Source organism: Microcoleus sp. Pol12A5, assembly GCF_036701435.1.
GTDB lineage: Bacteria > Cyanobacteriota > Cyanobacteriia > Cyanobacteriales > Microcoleaceae > Microcoleus.
Genome location: NZ_JAUBQU010000059.1, coordinates 22,250 through 39,071 on the forward strand (window position 1 = coordinate 22,250; position 16,822 = coordinate 39,071).

Annotated in this window: 16 protein-coding genes and 2 tRNA genes; 4 read left to right on the top strand and 14 right to left on the bottom strand. The window is 41.8% G+C overall.

Annotation, left to right across the window (positions count from 1 at the left end):
* The first annotated feature begins 111 nt into the window (after positions 1-111).
* Positions 112-188: transfer RNA gene (locus QUA45_RS16815), tRNA-Met, on the top strand.
* A 642-nt stretch (positions 189-830) separates the two neighbouring features.
* Here the strand turns inward: QUA45_RS16815 and QUA45_RS16820 are convergent.
* The 4 genes from QUA45_RS16820 to QUA45_RS16835 all read right to left on the bottom strand — a co-directional run bounded on the left by QUA45_RS16820 (position 831) and on the right by QUA45_RS16835 (position 6,502).
* Positions 831-1,529, bottom strand: a complete 699-nt coding sequence (locus tag QUA45_RS16820; protein WP_333221610.1) for a hypothetical protein — start codon at positions 1,527-1,529, stop codon at positions 831-833.
* Positions 1,530-1,753: 224 nt separating this feature from the next.
* Positions 1,754-3,214, bottom strand: coding sequence for a hypothetical protein (locus QUA45_RS16825; protein ID WP_333221612.1), 1,461 nt, complete (start codon positions 3,212-3,214; stop codon positions 1,754-1,756).
* 362 nt (positions 3,215-3,576) lie between these two features.
* Positions 3,577-4,710 carry a virulence-associated E family protein gene (locus QUA45_RS16830; RefSeq protein ID WP_333221613.1) on the bottom strand — a complete coding sequence of 378 codons (1,134 nt, stop codon included), beginning with the start codon at positions 4,708-4,710 and terminating at the stop codon, positions 3,577-3,579.
* Positions 4,711-5,065: 355 nt separating this feature from the next.
* The gene (locus QUA45_RS16835) at positions 5,066-6,502 is read right to left on the bottom strand and encodes a hypothetical protein (RefSeq protein WP_333221615.1); all 1,437 of its coding nucleotides are present in this window, start codon (positions 6,500-6,502) and stop codon (positions 5,066-5,068) included.
* A gap of 189 nt (positions 6,503-6,691) precedes the next feature.
* On the opposite strand from QUA45_RS16835, the gene QUA45_RS16840 reads away from it, so the two are divergent.
* A tRNA-Met gene (locus QUA45_RS16840) sits at positions 6,692-6,768 on the top strand.
* Between the two features lie 407 nt (positions 6,769-7,175).
* Here QUA45_RS16840 and QUA45_RS16845 read toward each other — a convergent pair.
* From QUA45_RS16845 to QUA45_RS16860, 4 genes are all read right to left on the bottom strand, one after another.
* The gene (locus QUA45_RS16845; RefSeq protein ID WP_333099655.1) at positions 7,176-7,364 is read right to left on the bottom strand and encodes a DUF2949 domain-containing protein; all 189 of its coding nucleotides are present in this window, start codon (positions 7,362-7,364) and stop codon (positions 7,176-7,178) included.
* A gap of 86 nt (positions 7,365-7,450) precedes the next feature.
* On the bottom strand, positions 7,451-7,585 hold the full coding sequence (locus QUA45_RS16850; protein ID WP_333073122.1) for a hypothetical protein: 135 nt from the start codon (positions 7,583-7,585) through the stop codon (positions 7,451-7,453).
* Between the two features lie 9 nt (positions 7,586-7,594).
* Complete coding sequence (locus QUA45_RS16855) at positions 7,595-7,978, bottom strand: hypothetical protein (RefSeq protein ID WP_333099656.1); 384 nt, start codon at positions 7,976-7,978, stop codon at positions 7,595-7,597.
* Between the two features lie 438 nt (positions 7,979-8,416).
* Positions 8,417-8,611 carry a hypothetical protein gene (locus QUA45_RS16860; RefSeq protein ID WP_333099657.1) on the bottom strand — a complete coding sequence of 65 codons (195 nt, stop codon included), beginning with the start codon at positions 8,609-8,611 and terminating at the stop codon, positions 8,417-8,419.
* Between the two features lie 51 nt (positions 8,612-8,662).
* Here QUA45_RS16860 and QUA45_RS16865 point away from each other — a divergent pair, with 51 nt between their 5' ends.
* On the top strand, positions 8,663-11,572 hold the full coding sequence (locus QUA45_RS16865; protein WP_333099658.1) for a PAS domain S-box protein: 2,910 nt from the start codon (positions 8,663-8,665) through the stop codon (positions 11,570-11,572).
* 122 nt (positions 11,573-11,694) lie between these two features.
* Here QUA45_RS16865 and QUA45_RS16870 read toward each other — a convergent pair whose 3' ends face one another.
* Positions 11,695-12,285 carry a rhomboid family intramembrane serine protease gene (locus tag QUA45_RS16870; RefSeq protein WP_333099659.1) on the bottom strand — a complete coding sequence of 197 codons (591 nt, stop codon included), beginning with the start codon at positions 12,283-12,285 and terminating at the stop codon, positions 11,695-11,697.
* Between the two features lie 470 nt (positions 12,286-12,755).
* On the opposite strand from QUA45_RS16870, the gene QUA45_RS16875 reads away from it, so the two are divergent.
* Complete coding sequence (locus QUA45_RS16875; protein WP_333148937.1) at positions 12,756-13,133, top strand: Mo-dependent nitrogenase C-terminal domain-containing protein; 378 nt, start codon at positions 12,756-12,758, stop codon at positions 13,131-13,133.
* 254 nt (positions 13,134-13,387) lie between these two features.
* Here QUA45_RS16875 and QUA45_RS16880 read toward each other — a convergent pair whose 3' ends face one another.
* The 5 genes from QUA45_RS16880 to QUA45_RS16900 all read right to left on the bottom strand — a co-directional run bounded on the left by QUA45_RS16880 (position 13,388) and on the right by QUA45_RS16900 (position 16,729).
* Positions 13,388-13,846, bottom strand: coding sequence for a hypothetical protein (locus tag QUA45_RS16880; RefSeq protein WP_333221617.1), 459 nt, complete (start codon positions 13,844-13,846; stop codon positions 13,388-13,390).
* A gap of 448 nt (positions 13,847-14,294) precedes the next feature.
* Complete coding sequence (locus tag QUA45_RS16885) at positions 14,295-14,501, bottom strand: ribbon-helix-helix domain-containing protein (RefSeq protein WP_333221619.1); 207 nt, start codon at positions 14,499-14,501, stop codon at positions 14,295-14,297.
* 455 nt (positions 14,502-14,956) lie between these two features.
* Positions 14,957-15,463, bottom strand: a complete 507-nt coding sequence (locus QUA45_RS16890) for a GNAT family N-acetyltransferase (protein WP_333221621.1) — start codon at positions 15,461-15,463, stop codon at positions 14,957-14,959.
* 3 nt (positions 15,464-15,466) lie between these two features.
* The gene (locus tag QUA45_RS16895; RefSeq protein WP_333180649.1) at positions 15,467-15,757 is read right to left on the bottom strand and encodes a DUF1778 domain-containing protein; all 291 of its coding nucleotides are present in this window, start codon (positions 15,755-15,757) and stop codon (positions 15,467-15,469) included.
* Between the two features lie 153 nt (positions 15,758-15,910).
* Entirely contained in the window at positions 15,911-16,729 is an 819-nt protein-coding gene (locus QUA45_RS16900; protein ID WP_333221623.1) for a hypothetical protein, read from the bottom strand.
* Positions 16,730-16,822 lie beyond the last annotated feature (93 nt).

Below are 16,822 nucleotides of genomic sequence, written 5' to 3' on the forward strand. Positions count from 1 at the left end.
TCGAGACTCTGAGCCGATTTAAGCAACCCCTCCCACAATCTAAAAAGTTTTTTTGATTGTGGGGTTGCTATTTTCAGAAAGATATGTTTATATTAGAGAGAGACAAAGCGACGCGGGATAGAGCAGCCTGGTAGCTCGTCGGGCTCATAACCCGAAGGTCAGTGGTTCAAATCCACTTCCCGCCACCAAATTAAACAAGACAAGCCCCGGCAGCCTAAAAGTTGCTGGGGTTTGTTTTATATCGTCTGGAGCCACTACTAGAAGGATGCGATAAGGATGCGATCGCCACCTCTTTTCTCTCACTTTTCTCTCAAATGACTCTACTGTACCATGAATAGGGATTAAACCTAACTCTAAAGTTAGATAAGCAATACTTATTAACTAAATAAGCTTAGGTTATAACAGACTAAGACTCCATATCTAGGCTTACCTATCTGTTCTATCCCTCTTAAATCGAGTTTTAAGGCTCCTCTACACAATATTCATACCCATACGTGCCTTATCGCTCCATGTAGCTCAATCTAGAGGCGTATAATATGATTTTCTTTAGTTATAGAACATTGAGTTTGCATTGAAATAAATTATGTAATAGAAGCACATAGGGAAAGCGGGTTACTCTAACCTCAACCATTTAGCTATCGTCTCTACTCTGTTCCTATAGATTCTCATATTTCATATATACTTTCCTATATCACTTTTTAGATATAATGTCCTATCTTAGTAGTGTATAAAAAGTGCGAAGTAAAGCTAAGCTAGATAGGGATTTAGAGCTGGTTGGCTATCTAGTAGGGTAAGGACTCATTAGTAGATCGTGGCGTGAACTCGACTACTTACACATCAGGAGTAGAAGGAGTTACCTGTATAGACTCAATCGCTGGTGTTGTGGGCTTAGCAGGAGACAAGATAAACTTCTCATCTACGCTGTATAAGCGCTGCATATATGCAACATCCCCGGTCAATTGCTCTATGTAGAATTTAAACTTTTGAACAACACTATCAAGTGATATATTCATCATCATCGACAATTTAGCAGCGTCTTGACCTTTGTCTGACCGCTCCTCTTGGTATGCCATAAACAAAAGTAACAGCTTGACAAGTCGAGGGGGATAGACCAATTCCTTACTCAACTGATCTAAACGCTGTGCAAACGGTTTTGAGTATAACCATTGCTCAAAGAAAGAGAAAAGGGTTTCTGCTATTACTAGGTCATTATTCCGATTAGTGGGTATTGCGATTATTCTCGTTTGTTTCCGTTCATAAGCTTCTAGAGGTTGCCAAACAATTGTCTTGTCATTGAGTAAGCTAAAGGTTGCGACAGTTGCTGTATTATCCTTTAAGAGGAGATGCTGACCTAGTTGATCCTCCGTCCAAGTAACTGATATTTCCTTTGGACTTTCACCCTTAAGCTCTTTGTAGACAATCTCACCTTTTTTGTTTTTTGTACCCTTACCGAGTCGGTATTCGTAACGGATATTTTCGGTTGAACGATATGCCCAAGTTGTGTGTCCGAGTACGCTTAGGTCTAGCATGGTTGACTCCATTGTTTGTGTGTTTTGTTGAGTTCTACTAATGACTGTTAGTTAAGGTCTTATAGCTTAGTAGCTACCTTTACAGATACCTGTAAAGAAAGAGCTAGAGTATTTACCACACGTACCCTAACTGTTTCTCTTTAGTTTTCTGTCATTACATCGACTGTTGGAGTAGGAGGTGACGTGGTTGGTTCTACTGCTGTTTCCAGTATCACTAGAGAGGTCTATTCAGTGGGTTTGACTGCTTGTAGAGCAAATGTTTCGTCTAATTCGTAGATTCGCTTCATATGGGGGGTATCCTGTACCAGACCTGATATTAGGTTCTTATAGGTTTCTCCTACCTTGTCTAGGGATAGTTGCATATCACTTCCTAGTAATTCGGTTTCTGTAGATATTTCTGTCTGTTCTGCTGCATAAGACATATACAGTAGTAGTAGCTTTACTAATGCAGGAGAATATGCTCGTCTACGAGAGCATAGGCTTAGGTGTTCGGCAAATCCTTGACTCACTAGCCATTGTAAAAAAAATTGCTCTAGAGACGTACTCAGTATAGGGTCGTAGTTATACCAGGTGGGAATTGCAATCTGTCTAGACAACTTATTAAAACCCGATAAAGGTTTCCACTGAAGTGAGTCATTGTTCAGTTTAGAAAAAGTTGCAACTATCACGCTATTATGCTTAAAGATGAGATGCTGTTCGCTACCATCTGTTTCCCAACATATACTCAACTTTTGGGGAGATTTTCCCTTACTTTTAACATACCTTATTTTCCCTTTTTTGTTCTGTTTGCGCTTGCCAGAGATATACTCAAGCTCAGTTTCTTTGCAGCTTTCGTAGCCAAACGGACGGTATAATCCGAACTTATTGAACCCAAAACCTCGCTCAGGTTCATTTATTATACGTTGATGTTCCTTTTCTAGCTTAGTACCTATTTCACCTAGGGTTTTACCAAAATTTAAAATCTCATGTTTCCCTATGGCTTCACTTGGGAACTCATCAAATGTTAAGCTTCTAGAAACATAAAGTATTAACTCAATAACTTTAGAGCAAACTTCCTGAGAATCGTTATTAACAGAGACGTTTTTATTTAACAAATAAAACACATAGTAAAGGATATCCTCTAAAATGTATTCACTAGCAGGAACGCATAAGTAATCAACTATATATGTTAAAACTCGACCCTGTATTTTTGATAATTCATTATTGTTTTTAATTAAAGATAAGGCAATTTTTTCAATAAGTTTTCTTTCCTTTTTGAACCAACTTAACCATGACGGAATATCAATTTTATGTGTATCCACTAAGCTTAGACCTTGAAGCCTACACTCCTTAAGCTCATTAATACTTGAGATTGTTTGATTAGGATTATTAATTATGGCTTGGTCGAGGATGTCTTTAAACTTAGTCTGGAATTTTTCTAAGCTTTGTTCTCTACTCTCTGAATCCTTACTGGGTTCACCGGAATGGGTATTGCCCTTTCTTTCCAACTTACAGTTTTTGCCTGTATCTTTGAAATGAGAGAAGTGAGGAACTCTTTTTCCCTCTATACATGGCTTATGGAAGACAAGTTCCCTACACTCACGATGAGGACAAATTAGACTCAGCTCCTCATACGATAAATAGTTTAATCTTTCATCAGTAGCGGTGATTTCTTCAGCTAAGAACATAGATATAGCCACTTCCATAATACTTAACTCCTTTATTTTTGGTAATTATCATTATGAATTTAACAGTAGTCCTCTGCATATACTGTGACTTAAATCACCTAATTGTCGCCAACCCTAAAATTATATACCAAGAGTTTTAGCTATTTATCAGTAGGTGATTTTATCCTGAGAAGTGTAACTATGTAACCATGTAACTGTAACTCAACTAACTTTAACACCATTGGATATTTATTTTCTCCGGGTCTATCAATTAACTAGATTGACCGATCGATCCAAACGATTAGTTAAAATTTTACAGTTACACGGTTACACAGTTACAAAATAGCTGAACCCCTTGATAGATAAAGGATTCAGCTTGGAACTCAACCGTAACTGAGCAATTACCTAGTTACAGCCACAGGTACTTGCCAGTATTTACCGGACTTACCGTTGACTCTACTAGCTGTAGTGGGTTTTTCTAAGCCTAAACTTCTCAGAATATCACTAATCCTTTCTGCATCTTTTCTATTCCAAGACTTAGGTTCTTTTCCTACAGCCTGGGTTAAGACATCGCCCAAAACAAAAGGCTCTTGTCGTTTCTCTACCCAATCAGCTACTATATCTTCCCACATATCATTTGCTTGATATTTTTCATTTACAGCATTAAGCATTTCTTGCTCAGTTTCATTTAAGTAGATAGGATAATTATCTTTGTAGGCTTTAACAGCACTAGCCCAAATCAAATCTCTATTTTCTTTTACCCATTCAATAGCAATTTTCTCGTTTACATCTACGCACCAAAATCTTCTATTACCTGTAGCATCAACTAAAAACTTATCTTTATTGGTTGTACCTACTATAATAAACTGTCGAGGTAGTGTAATCGGTCTACTATCATAGGGTTTACGAAGAGTGTCGCTTTGCTGAGTAATAAAAGCTTTTAACTTACCCATCTTACTCGCAGTCAGAGTCTCTTCACACTCTCCTAGCTCAATAATCCATTTACTATGACAAATCATTAGCTCATCTTTATTATAAGCTTGCAAAGACATAGAAGTAAATAAATCTTCTCCTGCTAATTCCCTGAAGAAAGAAGTCTTATAAAAGCCTTGAGAACCTTTAAGTAAAAGTACAGTATCAAATTTAGTACCAGGCTTTAACACTCTCGCTACTGCACCTACTAAAGTCCTAGGTAAAAATAATCCTTCTAAGGAATGAGGATCAATATGTAGGACTTTCTCATTAAGCTCTCTAAAAACATCTTTGTAGTCTATATCTGGGAACGTAGACTCGCATACATTTAAGTAATCCTCTAAAGGAGAGAATACATTTTTACTAGCGTAGAGGTATGCTAATTCATGGATGTACTTATCATTCTCTAGGACAGTATTATGCTTGAGAGAAACCTGATACCTAAACTTAGGTAAATCAAATACTTCTCCATCCAAGTAAATATCCTTGGTGACTTTGTTAAGGCTTAACCGCTCAGCAAAGTTATCAGCAATAATTCTGTCTGTTTCTTTATAGTTCGTCATTTTTTAAAAAAAATAGATAAATCATCATATAAACACCACTAAAATGTTCTAACGGAGATTGCCATAGCAAAATCGCTAGAAACCGAGAATCTCTAAGTTCTTGCTTGTAAGACAAGAAAATAAGAGACTCCTAAATTGTCAAGGTTCAGTGTTTACCTATTACTCATTATAGAAAGTCGTTAATTGAATGGACAGAGTAAGCAATTTCCAGATTACCGTATCTCATGATGTTCGGTTTACCGTACCAACGCACATCAATGAAAAGGATAGAAGTTTTTCGCCTCTATCCTCTGAAATTTACCTTTCTCTTTTACCAGATTTAGATATTAGTCGCCCGCTAGCATCTATCTAACTGCTATGTCTCTAAGAATTCTACAATTTCCTCTGGAGTAACGCTGTAGATAGCAGAGAGTAGAGTAATTGTTTTAACATCAGAACCTACTTGTCTTAGAACCTCAATAGCAGAGAGTAGAGGAATAGCCTGATTGTTGGATTTAGTTAGCAAGTCCATCGTAGTCTTAGTAGTCTGTCGTTTCTTATACACCGTGTCATTCATCATAGGAGAGTGACCTAAACTCATAGCTCTCGTTTCAAGGCTGACACCTGACATCATACCGTTAAGGTTACTTAAATGACGGAAAGCGTGAGTCTGGGTAATGTACTTGCTCCAAGCTTTTAAGTTCCGGTGCGCTGTTTTAGCGTATTTTACGGCTATTGTGGTGTTTTTAGTTGAAACTAAATTGATTTGAGGAAAACTGCCTGACTTAATCTCTAGCTGCTCTATCAAGTTAGGATGAGTTGGGGGAATCATAGGTACAGTGAGTCTGTAACCTGTCTTAGTAGTAGTTTCAAGTAAGGTTTTATCTCCTACTACTGCAACCATTTTTGTATTCTTAGGGTCATTCAATGCAGGAATAGAGATGTTGTCTTTGGTAAGAAAAGGCTGGTCAGCATTCTGTATTGCAAAAACCTCATGTACTCTCAATCCATACACCACTTGCATACTGAAAACCCACAACCAAGCTTTCCTAGATTCTAAGTTGTACCGCTTATCACCAGAGGGGATATCTAAGACTTCTCTACGAAGTTGTAAAAAGTCTTCAATCGATACCATTTGAAGGTCATCTCGATAGATGGTTTGCTTACCGTCTATTTGGCTTAATTCTTCCTGTAGCTTAGAGTTGCTAATAGTCTCAGCTAACTTCCTCATTGCACACAAGCAGTTTTTATAGGTCTTACTTCCTTTTTCCTTACTGTTGATTACAGTCATTATCTCAGTGAGGTTAACTTTCTTGTCTTGAGGCAAAAGCTTGTAATATTTACTGTACACCTGATAGAAAGTGTTTTGGTGCGATACATTCTCTTTGTCTCGTTTCTGCCTTTTTTTGGTGTAACCCTCCCAGTAAGCGTTCTCTACTAAAGCTATTGCTTCTGCAAATGTCATTACATCATTCTTAATGACATTCTTTTCTAGAATCTGGTCATCATACCAGTTCCAAAATTCCGTCTCACTGGAAAACTTACCCAATGCCTCAGCTACAGATTTAGCCTTTTTTAGAGCCTCGCTTATCCCAGACATAGATAGATTGCAGCCACAAGCTTTAGCTACACGCTTAGAACCTATTTTGAACTGAAGAGATATGTAGTTAGCGCTGGGTTTGCTTTCTCTCTTTAGTCCTACGCCTTTTGGACATTCTTTTTGAGCTTCTTTAAAGTAATCTAGGATTCTCTCGTAGCCAATGAGGTAATCGCCTGAAGTGCTTACAGTTATTACCTTAGAATCTTCTCTCATTTTTCTCTCAGCTTTCAAATGGTTGTGATTGCTTGAGAGAGAACTGAAAGAGAAAGTAGTGTTTTTTGGCTCTAAATATGGCTACTCAGTGGTTCAAATCCACTTCCCGCCACCAAATTCAAGCGAACCCTGTAATCGTTAAGGTTTCAGGGTTTTGTTTTTGGAAACCACTACAGAGAGACAAAGCGACGCGGGATAGAGCAGCCTGGTAGCTCGTCGGGCTCATAACCCGAAGGTCAGTGGTTCAAATCCACTTCCCGCCACCAAATTAAACAAGACAAGCCCCGGCAGCCTAAAAGTTGCTGGGGTTTGTTTTATGCCGTCTGTTGGAGGCCGTCGGCGATCGCATCTTCGACGATTGATAGCGTTTCCGGTTGCACGAGCGACATGATATAGAGGAGACGCCACTGCCGTCTCGAAATCTGTGGGCTATATTAATTCCGATGCTGCCACATTTGATATGAAAGCAGTTTATTTTAGGCGGCAAAAAAATGAGGACACAGCACTGCTGTGTCCCTACTGTATATTTGTATTTTTCTAATTGGGACAAAATAAGACCCACCCTCAACCTAAACACTCAACCCTATACTTTTCGACGACCGTTTGTGCAAGCTTTATTTGTCAAAAAATTGCAATCCGATATCCATATTTTTTAACTCAGGATTTTAAATTGCTAAGTCGGCTGAGCTTCCAGCCAATCAAAAATTAGGTTTAACTGTTCCAGTGTTACTAACCCGTACTGCCACAGTACCATCGGCAGTTCGCCGGCATCTTGTTCACCGTGTCGGAGAGCAACGGCGATCGCCGAATTCGATATCGCCAACTCTCCCCGCAAATAATCGATAAGTTGAGCCTTTCTCATCACCTTCACCGCCAGTTTTATGCGCTATTGTAAAGAAATGTAGCTAATCGGTCTGTATCGGAAGTTTAATTGGTCTAATTGTAGGTTCACAATAGAGAACCTTGTGTGAGGGAAACCGCACAAAACTTGTGATAAAACTCTGATAAAAAAGCGATCGCAGTCACAATAACTCCGAGAGTCAAAAATTGGGTTCCGCGATCGCTTGCTTTAAATGAATTCATTTAAAATTGCTAAAGTCCTAGCTGAAGCTGAACTCCCGCTTCTGTACCGCTGTCGGTTTGTTTTGGAGGTAAAGGATTTCCTTGACGCTGGGCGTCCGAAGGAGTAGTAATAAATTCCAATGGGCCATCGATTTTGAGGCGAAATGTGTCGCCCAAGCTGCTTTCCCTTCTAGCAGAATTACCTGCCGTTTCTGGTTCACCAATCAAGTTTTGGTAGTCCGAGTCTAAGGTTCTGTCCTCCACGGCCCTCAATGAATCCCCAGATAAAGTCGTTTCCGAATATTGGGGCGCTGCTTGCAGTCTTTGTTGGGCGAGAACCGCCGGGGTTAAACCGATAAAAATTGAGCTCAGTCCGAGAGCAGTGCCAAGAGTAGCAATAACTGCGTTCATCATCCATGCCTCCGCTAGTTGCATCCTACTATGCGCTTATTGTACCGAGTCGGCATTAAGTTGCACTCTATCCAAAGTAGCTGCTTGTGGAGATATCAATTGCAGTTGCTGTGAAAACTTATAATTTTCGATCGCGCTATCGGAAAAATAGAACTAACCCAGCAACCCGGTTGAAACCCCAGAATACGTCTTTTCAGGAATGAGTCAACCAAAAACTCGATTTGTTTGATTAGGGCGCCTCAGAAGTGGAAAAATAGTTAGTGGCGGATGGACGGGTGGCTATTCACCAATGGGTTTTTTCACGACAATAGTTACAGCCCGCCAAAACGCTAAAAAACCCGGTTTCTGAAACCGGTTAAAAAAAAGAATGCAACAGCAGGCAACTTCTAAACCCTTACAGAATCAGTTTTTCCCAATTATTCAATTCTTTAATCTCAAAATCTATAATATTATGAGCGTGTAGAGTGCATGGAGAATTGATACTGCATTCATCTCGATCGCCAATGTTCCCAAAGCTCGCGATCGCGCTAAGATGGCGGTGGCAGTCGTTAAAAATTCAGTTGCCAGCGGCAGATTCCGAGTTATTAACAGCACTGTGCCTACTAAAACCATCTCAACTTCAAAACCTGCGCTCATCAAGTTGTACTTGACCGGAATGTTGTGGGTTCATAAGAGTTCTGCTTTACCATGCCAATCAAATATCTGACCGACCCGATTTTAAAAATGTCGGGCAAAGTGCCAATTCGCATCGTCCTTGTTGTGCCTTTTGCCCTCCAGACTTTCGCTGCGGTAGGGTTGACGGGGTGGCTGTCGCTGCGGAACGGGCGCATAGCCGTCAACCATGTTGCCGCACAACTGCGGACAGAAGTCACATCGCGTATCCAGCAACATATTAATAGTTATATTGAAACGCCACACCAAATCAATCAGCTAAATCTCGATGCCATCCGTCTCGGCATTGTGAACGAGCAGGATAGTGATAGTTTGCAACGCTACTTCTACAAACAAATAAAAATTTTTGATAAAATTAGCTACATTCAATTCGCATCCGAAGCAAAAGATTTTATTGGAGTTGAACGCCTCGACGACGGCAAGTTGCAAGTTCAGATTTCTAATCAATCTACTGGCTATAATTTGCATAGCTACGGGCTGTCCCAGTTCGAGAAACAAACCAAGCTATTAAAAACCACTATCAACTACGACCCCCGCGTCCGACCTTGGTACATAGCTCCGGTGCGGGCAGGCAAACCGACTTGGAGTAAAATCTATAATTATTTTGACGCTCCCAAACTAGCGATTACGGCTGCTCAACCAGTTTATGGCGAGGATGGTAAACTGATTGGCATCCTGGGTTCTGACTTGGCACTTTCCAAGCTCAATCAATTCTTGGAAACTCTAAAAATTGGCAAATCAGGACAGACTTTTATTGTAGAAAGGTCTGGGCAATTGGTGGCAAATTCTACTCAGGAACCGCCATTTATTGTTAGCAATGGTGTTGCGAAACGGATTGTGGCAACGAGCAGCAAGAATGTTCTAATTCGATCGACCGCCCGCTATTTGACAGAACGCTTCGGGGATTTGCACAAAATTGACAGCTCTCGCCAGTTAGATTTTACGATCGACGGTCAACGGCAATTTCTACAGGTGACGCCGCTTTTAGACAGCAGGGGCCTCGACTGGTTGATTGTGGTGACGGTTCCTGAAGCCGATTTTATGGAAAGGATTAATGCCAACACTCGGTATACTGTGGTGATGTGTCTGGGTGCTTTGGTGCTGGCAACGGCGATTGGCGCTCTGACTTCTAGGTGGATTGTTGTACCGATTCAGCGTCTGAGCAAGGCTGCGGAGGCTTTGTCGCGGGAAGAATGGGACGGGATGGCGGTAGATCCCCGCTTGATGGCGTCTGTAGATCGGGAGGATGAGGTGGGTGTCTTAGCTCGCTCTTTTAATAGGATGGCCGGTCAATTGGAAGAGTCGTTTACTACTCTCGAAGAGCGGGTAGAATCTGCGATAGCCGACAAAAATGAATTAATTCTTTCTCTGAAAAAATCGCAGCAAAAACTGGCTCTCCATCTTCACCAAACTCCATTGGGCGCGATTGAATGGGATCTCAACTTTGAAGTAGCGGAATGGAATTTGTCAGCCGAAAGAATTTTTGGATACAGCCGCTTGGAAGCAATGGGACGCCACGGAGTCGATCTAATAGTTCCTGAAAGTGCTAAGGAGTATGTTAGGCAACTATCTATAACTTTGCTCACTAATCAAGGAGGAATTAGTAGCATTAACGAGAACATCCGAAAGGATGGCAAAATTATTCTTTGCGAGTGGTACAATACGACTTTGGTTGATGCTGACGGCACCATCATCGGGGTGGCATCGCTGATTCAGGATGTGACTGAATTTCACAGTGCTGTGGAGAAGTTGCGGGCCAGCGAGGAGCGGTTTCGTCAGTTGGCAGAAAATATTCATGAGGTATTTTGGATTAGAGAACCCAATCAAAAGCAGCTAGTTTATGTGAGCCCTGCTTGCGAAAAAATATGGAATTTGAGCTGTCAGAGTTTGCAATCAGAACCGGAGGCTTTTTGGGATGCTATTCACCCGGAGGATCTCGATCGCGTCAAGGCTGCTTTTGAGAAACAGGTGCGGGGCGATTATGATGAAGAGTATCGGGTAGTGCGATCCCCTAAGGGGGCTACGCCAACCGACGGTTCAGTTTGCTGGGTGCGCGATCGGGCTTTTCCAGTCCGCAGCCAAACCGGAGAAATTTACCGCATCGTCGGTATTGCCGAAGATATTACCCAGCGCAAATTAGCAGAAGAATTCCAAAAAGTCGCTCAAACCGCTCAAGCTGCAAACCAAGCCAAAAGCGCTTTTTTAGCTAATATGAGCCACGAATTGCGAACTCCTCTCAACGCGATTATTGGTTACAGCGATATCCTCAAAGAAGACGCCGAGGATTTAGGCTGCGAAGATTTTATCCCCGACTTGCAAAAAATTCAAACAGCGGGCAAACACTTGCTATCTTTAATTAGCGACATTCTAGATATTTCTAAGATTGAAGCGGGTCGGATGGAACTTTACTTAGAAACTTTCAATCCGGTTAATTTAATTGACGAGGTAGTTTCTACTGTCAAACCCTTGGTAGATAAAAATTCTAATAAGTTTGAAGTTGATTGTGGTAGCGACTTGGGAATTATGTATGCTGACATTACCAAAACTCGTCAAATATTGCTCAACCTGCTGAGCAATGCAGCCAAATTTACGGAAGGTGGCACTATTACCCTCTGCATTGAAAGAGTTAAACATGAAAGCTTAACAACTCAAGAAATAGCAGAACCTTCCGACTCAATAATTTTTCGCGTAGCTGATACGGGTATTGGGATTCCCCCCGAACAATTGCAGCATTTATTTCAAGCTTTTATGCAGGGCGACGCCTCAACTACGCGCAAGTATGGCGGCACGGGTTTGGGATTGACTATTAGCCGTCACTTTTGCGTGATGATGGGTGGCGATATGCAGGTTGAAAGCGAGTTAGGTTGCGGTTCGGTTTTTACTGTGTGCTTGCCGGCCCGCGTTGAATTATTGGTCAGCAGTTAGTCTTGCTATCCGGGAGGCAATTGTTACACAAGAAACCAGGTTTAGTGACAAAAAACCTACGCTTTCAGATAAGTTCGGGGCAATAAACTAAGGTGATGATACCATGCAGCCTCAGTCTTATTCTAGTTAATTTCTCGTTTCTGCCGTCCTAAAAGTTGAGCTGTTAATACCCCGCCGACAAAGCCAAAGAAATGCGCTTGCCAGGAAACTCCCTGCTGCGAGGGCAAAACTCCCCAAATTAAACTGCCGTAGAAGAAACCGACAATTAAAGATACCAAAATAGATGTAAAGCTGCGTTCAAAATAGCCCCGCAGCAGCAAGAAGCCGAAGTAACCAAAGATTAATCCGCTAGCACCAATGTGAACGGAATTAGGCGCGCCCGTCAGCCAAACTCCCAATCCGCTGACTAGCACAGTGACGGCACTCACGATAAAAAAGTCGCTAATTTCTCGTAGCATTATCAACCAACCCAATGTCACAAAAGGGAGGGTATTGGCGGCTAAGTGAGCAAAACTGCCGTGCAGAAAAGGCATAAACAAGATGCCTTCAAGTCCGTCGAGGCTGCGGGGGCGGACTCCGTAGTCATTCAGCCTGCCTCCGAACAGGAATACATCGACAATTTCGATAATCCACAGGAGGGAGACGAAGCCACCGAGAATGGCGGCGTGGCTTTGCAATTCGCGGGTGATAGCTTTGGTTTCTGGGTTACTCATGGGTTGTGAGGGCGGCGATACCGATTATTTCTCATTGTAGAAGTTTCTGAGCGATCGCGAGCAAAGATTGTTGGGGCGAGGTTTGAGGGTTTTTTGCAGCAGAGCTTATTTAGAAATATTATAAGTTTTATTAAAAATTCCGCATTTTCACGTATAGGATAATTCACCTGGATGCCTCACAATAGTAATTGAACTACAAAAGGAGAGTCAACCGAAGGTTGAAGCTAAAACGTAGAAGAGAGAATTTTTACCTTATCAATCAATTGTTGGGCTTGAAATGAGGACAGTTTTTAGAGCGCACACCGTCTTTAAAAAAAATCAGGAACTACTTTTCTCGTCCTAAGTCATTAATTTTAGAAGTTCAATCCGGTAAAGCAAAACGAGATGCTGTAGATACTGATTGTAGATAATATCGCACAAGCTCTACAGAGAGTTCTTGGCACCTCGTTATAAAAGAGGAACAGAGCAAAATGAACGTATTTGAGCATACCATCTCCTACCGAACTCTGCCAAATTGGGTAGGGTTTGGCAAACAAGAAACCGCCGTTAATGTCGCTACAAATTCTCAACCTTACGGTCAAAAGCCACACTTTGACCCCTTGCATCCGCTAAAAGAATGGCTTGATAACACTGCAATTAAAAGTCAAAAGTTGGCTCGGTTGCTGTGTAAGTTTATTCCCAGCCAGTGTCCGTTTGAGCGAGAAGTCAAAATTGGCGATCGCACTTTATTATCCATTCCGCCGCTGTGCAAGTTAAATCCGCTTTACGAGCAAGTCGTTGGGCTGCGCTTTCGAGCTTTGTGTTATTTGGCTGACGAGTGTGGCGAAGATGTAACTCCTTATTGTTAATTCTGCAAAAAAATAAATTTCTCACTGTCTTTTCACCCTCCCTTCTCCTTGTTGGGGAGGGTTTTTTTATTTTGAGATTATTCGGCGGTTGAAACCTGTTAACCTCAAACTCAAATGTGGCGAAGCGCCGGTCATTTGAATTCGAGGTTAAATTACACAAACTTTTGTCTGCCTCAGCAGAAAAGCCAGATATTCTGTTAGATCCCCGGCTTTTTGAAGAAGTCGGGGCTGGAAAGCCCGATCGCATTTAAATACTAAAGGGAGCGAATCACTCGTTGTTCGAGAATGCGTTTGCCTTTGTTATAAATACTAAGGCTAGCTCCTGTAACAATGTAATCGTAGGTGCCATTTGTGGCCACGTAACCAGTCCCCTCTTCAGTTTGAGCTCGCAGGGCGATCGTGCTGCCGTTACTCTTTTTAACGCCGTAGTAATATAGTTGATGAGCGTGGTTGTAGCACAGATAAATCCGAAAGTTGCTGGTCTCGAAATAGTTTGCCAGTGTCTGTCTTTTGCGAACACAAAAATCTCTCACCTGTTTTTGGGGAGTGGATACATTAGCTATTTGTATGGTTTCAATCGGAGACTGAGTGCGAGACGCTGTTGGTGCAGTGCTTGTGTTCGATTGTCCTATAGCCAAGGTTGCTGCTGGATTGCTGGCAAAGAGCATTAAACCGAGTAAGCTGGTTTGTGTGAGTCTTGCTGTGAAGTTCATAAGTCATTCCTTTAAAATATGTTGATGCGTCTAATCTAGGTAAGTTGGATTGATGAGGGCGATCGAACAGTACAGTTTTCACCATTGGCCTCAAGGAGGAAATCCTTGGATGCAGTTTCCGTTTCCCCTGAGATCGGGCACTATTCTCAATAAGCTTTTAGGGGCAGGCTAGAAGCCCGCCCCGCAAGAGGATTGAATGTATAGTCGAAAGTTCGTTACTGAGAATGATATTTTTTGTGAGTTTCCCTGCAACTGACTGGCCGGCGGACAATTAAATAACTGGCACTGTCGATGGCTGATAGGACTTATGCACTAACAAGCGATCGCGAGGACAAAACAGAGAATTATTTTAAATATTGGGCGCCAACTGCGGGCGCTGATGCTAGTTTTCATCAATTTCGATAAGTGCGATCGGGCGACACGCCCCCGTAACCCACGAGGGAAGTCTTTACCTGTCGCTTTTGGGATCTTCAGGCCCAGAGGGTACTTCTCCCCTTTGTTGGGCTTCCAATAAAGCCGTTTCCACGAGAAAGGCTATCAGGTTAGCCGTGGATCTGCCTTGCTTGTCAGCCCATCGATCCAAAGCTTCATATACGTAATCAGGAAAGGTAACGTGAACGCGCTTGCTCAATGTAAATGTTTGTTTGTTTGCCAACGCTCTTAATGGTACAAGCTTACGCTCCCGATCGTGTTGTTACCCTATTCTTAAAAATCTACTGACACATATTTGGGCTTATTATGTTACAATTCGTCTAATCCCATCAAGGCTCAGTCAAAAGCCAGTCCGATGCTTTCCGAGGGCTCAGGACTGGCTATGGCTCCAATTAACAAGGAGATACACCTATTATGCCGTATGAGAAACGTCTCAGACCGTGGATCGTGGTTCGTTTGCTTCCAAATCTACAAAGGGTCGTTGTCGGTCGGTTTCGCAATTGGTCTGATGCAGAGGGTCATTTGCGAGTTCTCAAACAACTGCTTCCCGGTGCTCGATTGACTCTTGTTTTCGATCCGATCGATTAATTTTGGTGGCGAGTTGATAAGCGTGCGATCGCCCTTGGTTGAAAGAGGGCGATCGCCTTTTCTAAGCTAAGACAAACTTTTGTCTTTTACCTATGTAAAAGCTTCTAATATCCTCGTCATGGGAATAAAAAGTGAAAGTTCATCGCCTTCTAAGGCAATGAACTCGTATTGCAAATAAAATCCCTTAGCTTGTTCGTTCAATGCGTCAACTATTACTCCCAATACTCCTATATCTTCTGACAAACGAATCACTCTGTTAAAAGCATCGATTAGCAGTGTCTCACCTAGTCTTCTACCCTGCATTGATTGAGTTACTGCCAGTTTTCCGATCCGCATGACTGGAAGGGGGTAGCGCGGCAACCCTCTTCTGTAATTTTCAGGAAGTAACTCTAGTTGTAATGCAGCCATACTGATTGAATAATAACCTGCTACTTGACCGTCACCGTCTTGAGGAATTGCCACCCAAGTTTTAGCAATACCTTTTCTTTGATTTTGTCGGGCGTATTTTTTGAGATACTGATTTAACTCCGGCACACCGCAATCAAAATTCTCCCGAATCACCCTGCTATCATCTATAGAGCAAAAAATCCATTCCATTATTTATTTGCGATCGTATTTTTGCCGATACCTCTCGATCGCTGCTTTCAGCTTAGAGTTAAGTTCTGGTGGGTTTTCAATCGCTGAGGTAACAATTTCCCAATTGGGTTCGGAAAGAACGATCTTTTCTGGTTTAAGTGGCAGTTCTTCGGCTAGATTTAGAGCAACTTCGAGCAGATATTCGCTCAGACTAAGACCCCACAGGGTAGCTGCTTTTTCTAACAGTTCTTTTTGTTCCTGATTGATAGTTATCTCAAGGGTGCTTGTTTGGGGAGTTTGTGTAGGGGTTGACATATTTTTTCACTGAGAGCAAGGTTGGCTCATTTGATATTATAGCAATTTTTCAGGTTGGCGATCGCCCTTGGTTTGAAAAGGGCGATTCCCTACGAGATAGCTACCCTTCTGGAAAGCTTCGCGAACGCTTTACGATTAATTTTTGATATTGAGCTAAACTCTAGGTGATTCTAATGTCTGCAACCCAAAAACAACTAGATCGCCAAGGTTTTTAACTAGAATTTTCATTGCTGGTTCCAAACCCCATTCTTTAACTTTACTAGGTGAAAGCGCACCATGTGCAGTGGCATTTCTTAAAGCCTTGGCTAACATAGTAGCATTTGCCCAATCTTCTATCTGATTGCTATTAACAAGCCAGTCTTTAATTTGAGTTCGATCGCCACTTTTAAGACCAAGAAAATCTAGAAGTTCATCACCTGTTTCAGAAGGTGATTTGGTAAGCCATTTATCAAGATTTTGTCTGTTGGTATTAGGGGGTATTAAGGGAATATAATTAGGGAGATTATTGCATTTAGATGTAAAATGTTGAACGCGATCTATACTAAGATATGAATTCTTTTCTCCTGTCAGATACATTAATGTCTTTGTAACACTTTCAAATCCACCGTAGGCCATCACCAGTTGCCACTGAATGCCTCTTGCATTAGCGGTAGAACAGTTGTTTGGTAGACTCTTACCTGCCACAGGATTATCCCATTCAACAGCAGCTTTGGTCAGGTAAAATCCTATTCCTAGAGTTTTTATCACATTATCAATATGCTGTGGATCTGCACTATGATTTTTGTTGAAATTGAATCTGGAAAGTCTCCCTTGTATTTCTGAACACTTATCTGGATCAGTTAACCAAGATTCATTAGAGTCAACTATCGCCCATATTTCCTTCCAGCCATCGTCTTGAGTAATATCTGGCATTTTTCCTAAGTCAACTTTATCGTAAATTAATCTATTTGTTTGATAAGCAAGGGCATCCACAAGAGATGCCCTTACTCAACTAACTACGCGCCGACAGATTCCTTCGCTGCGTAAAGCACCTCAACGGTAATCTTATCAATCCCCCGATCGCGC

Excerpts from the sequence above, each read along its gene's own strand:
- QUA45_RS16870 (WP_333099659.1), bottom strand. The coding sequence starts at position 12,285 with ATGAGTAACCCAGAAACCAAAGCTATCACCCGCGAATTGCAAAGCCAC.
- QUA45_RS16890 (WP_333221621.1), bottom strand. The coding sequence starts at position 15,463 with ATGGAATGGATTTTTTGCTCTATAGATGATAGCAGGGTGATTCGGGAG.
- QUA45_RS16845 (WP_333099655.1), bottom strand. The coding sequence starts at position 7,364 with ATGAGAAAGGCTCAACTTATCGATTATTTGCGGGGAGAGTTGGCGATA.
- QUA45_RS16875 (WP_333148937.1), top strand. The coding sequence starts at position 12,756 with ATGAACGTATTTGAGCATACCATCTCCTACCGAACTCTGCCAAATTGG.
- QUA45_RS16835 (WP_333221615.1), bottom strand. The coding sequence starts at position 6,502 with ATGAGAGAAGATTCTAAGGTAATAACTGTAAGCACTTCAGGCGATTAC.
- QUA45_RS16855 (WP_333099656.1), bottom strand. The coding sequence starts at position 7,978 with ATGATGAACGCAGTTATTGCTACTCTTGGCACTGCTCTCGGACTGAGC.
- QUA45_RS16865 (WP_333099658.1), top strand. The coding sequence starts at position 8,663 with ATGCCAATCAAATATCTGACCGACCCGATTTTAAAAATGTCGGGCAAA.
- QUA45_RS16860 (WP_333099657.1), bottom strand. The coding sequence starts at position 8,611 with ATGAGCGCAGGTTTTGAAGTTGAGATGGTTTTAGTAGGCACAGTGCTG.
- QUA45_RS16850 (WP_333073122.1), bottom strand. The coding sequence starts at position 7,585 with ATGAATTCATTTAAAGCAAGCGATCGCGGAACCCAATTTTTGACTCTC.
- QUA45_RS16895 (WP_333180649.1), bottom strand. The coding sequence starts at position 15,757 with ATGTCAACCCCTACACAAACTCCCCAAACAAGCACCCTTGAGATAACT.
- QUA45_RS16880 (WP_333221617.1), bottom strand. The coding sequence starts at position 13,846 with ATGAACTTCACAGCAAGACTCACACAAACCAGCTTACTCGGTTTAATG.
- QUA45_RS16820 (WP_333221610.1), bottom strand. The coding sequence starts at position 1,529 with ATGCTAGACCTAAGCGTACTCGGACACACAACTTGGGCATATCGTTCA.
- QUA45_RS16825 (WP_333221612.1), bottom strand. The coding sequence starts at position 3,214 with ATGGAAGTGGCTATATCTATGTTCTTAGCTGAAGAAATCACCGCTACT.
- QUA45_RS16830 (WP_333221613.1), bottom strand. The coding sequence starts at position 4,710 with ATGACGAACTATAAAGAAACAGACAGAATTATTGCTGATAACTTTGCT.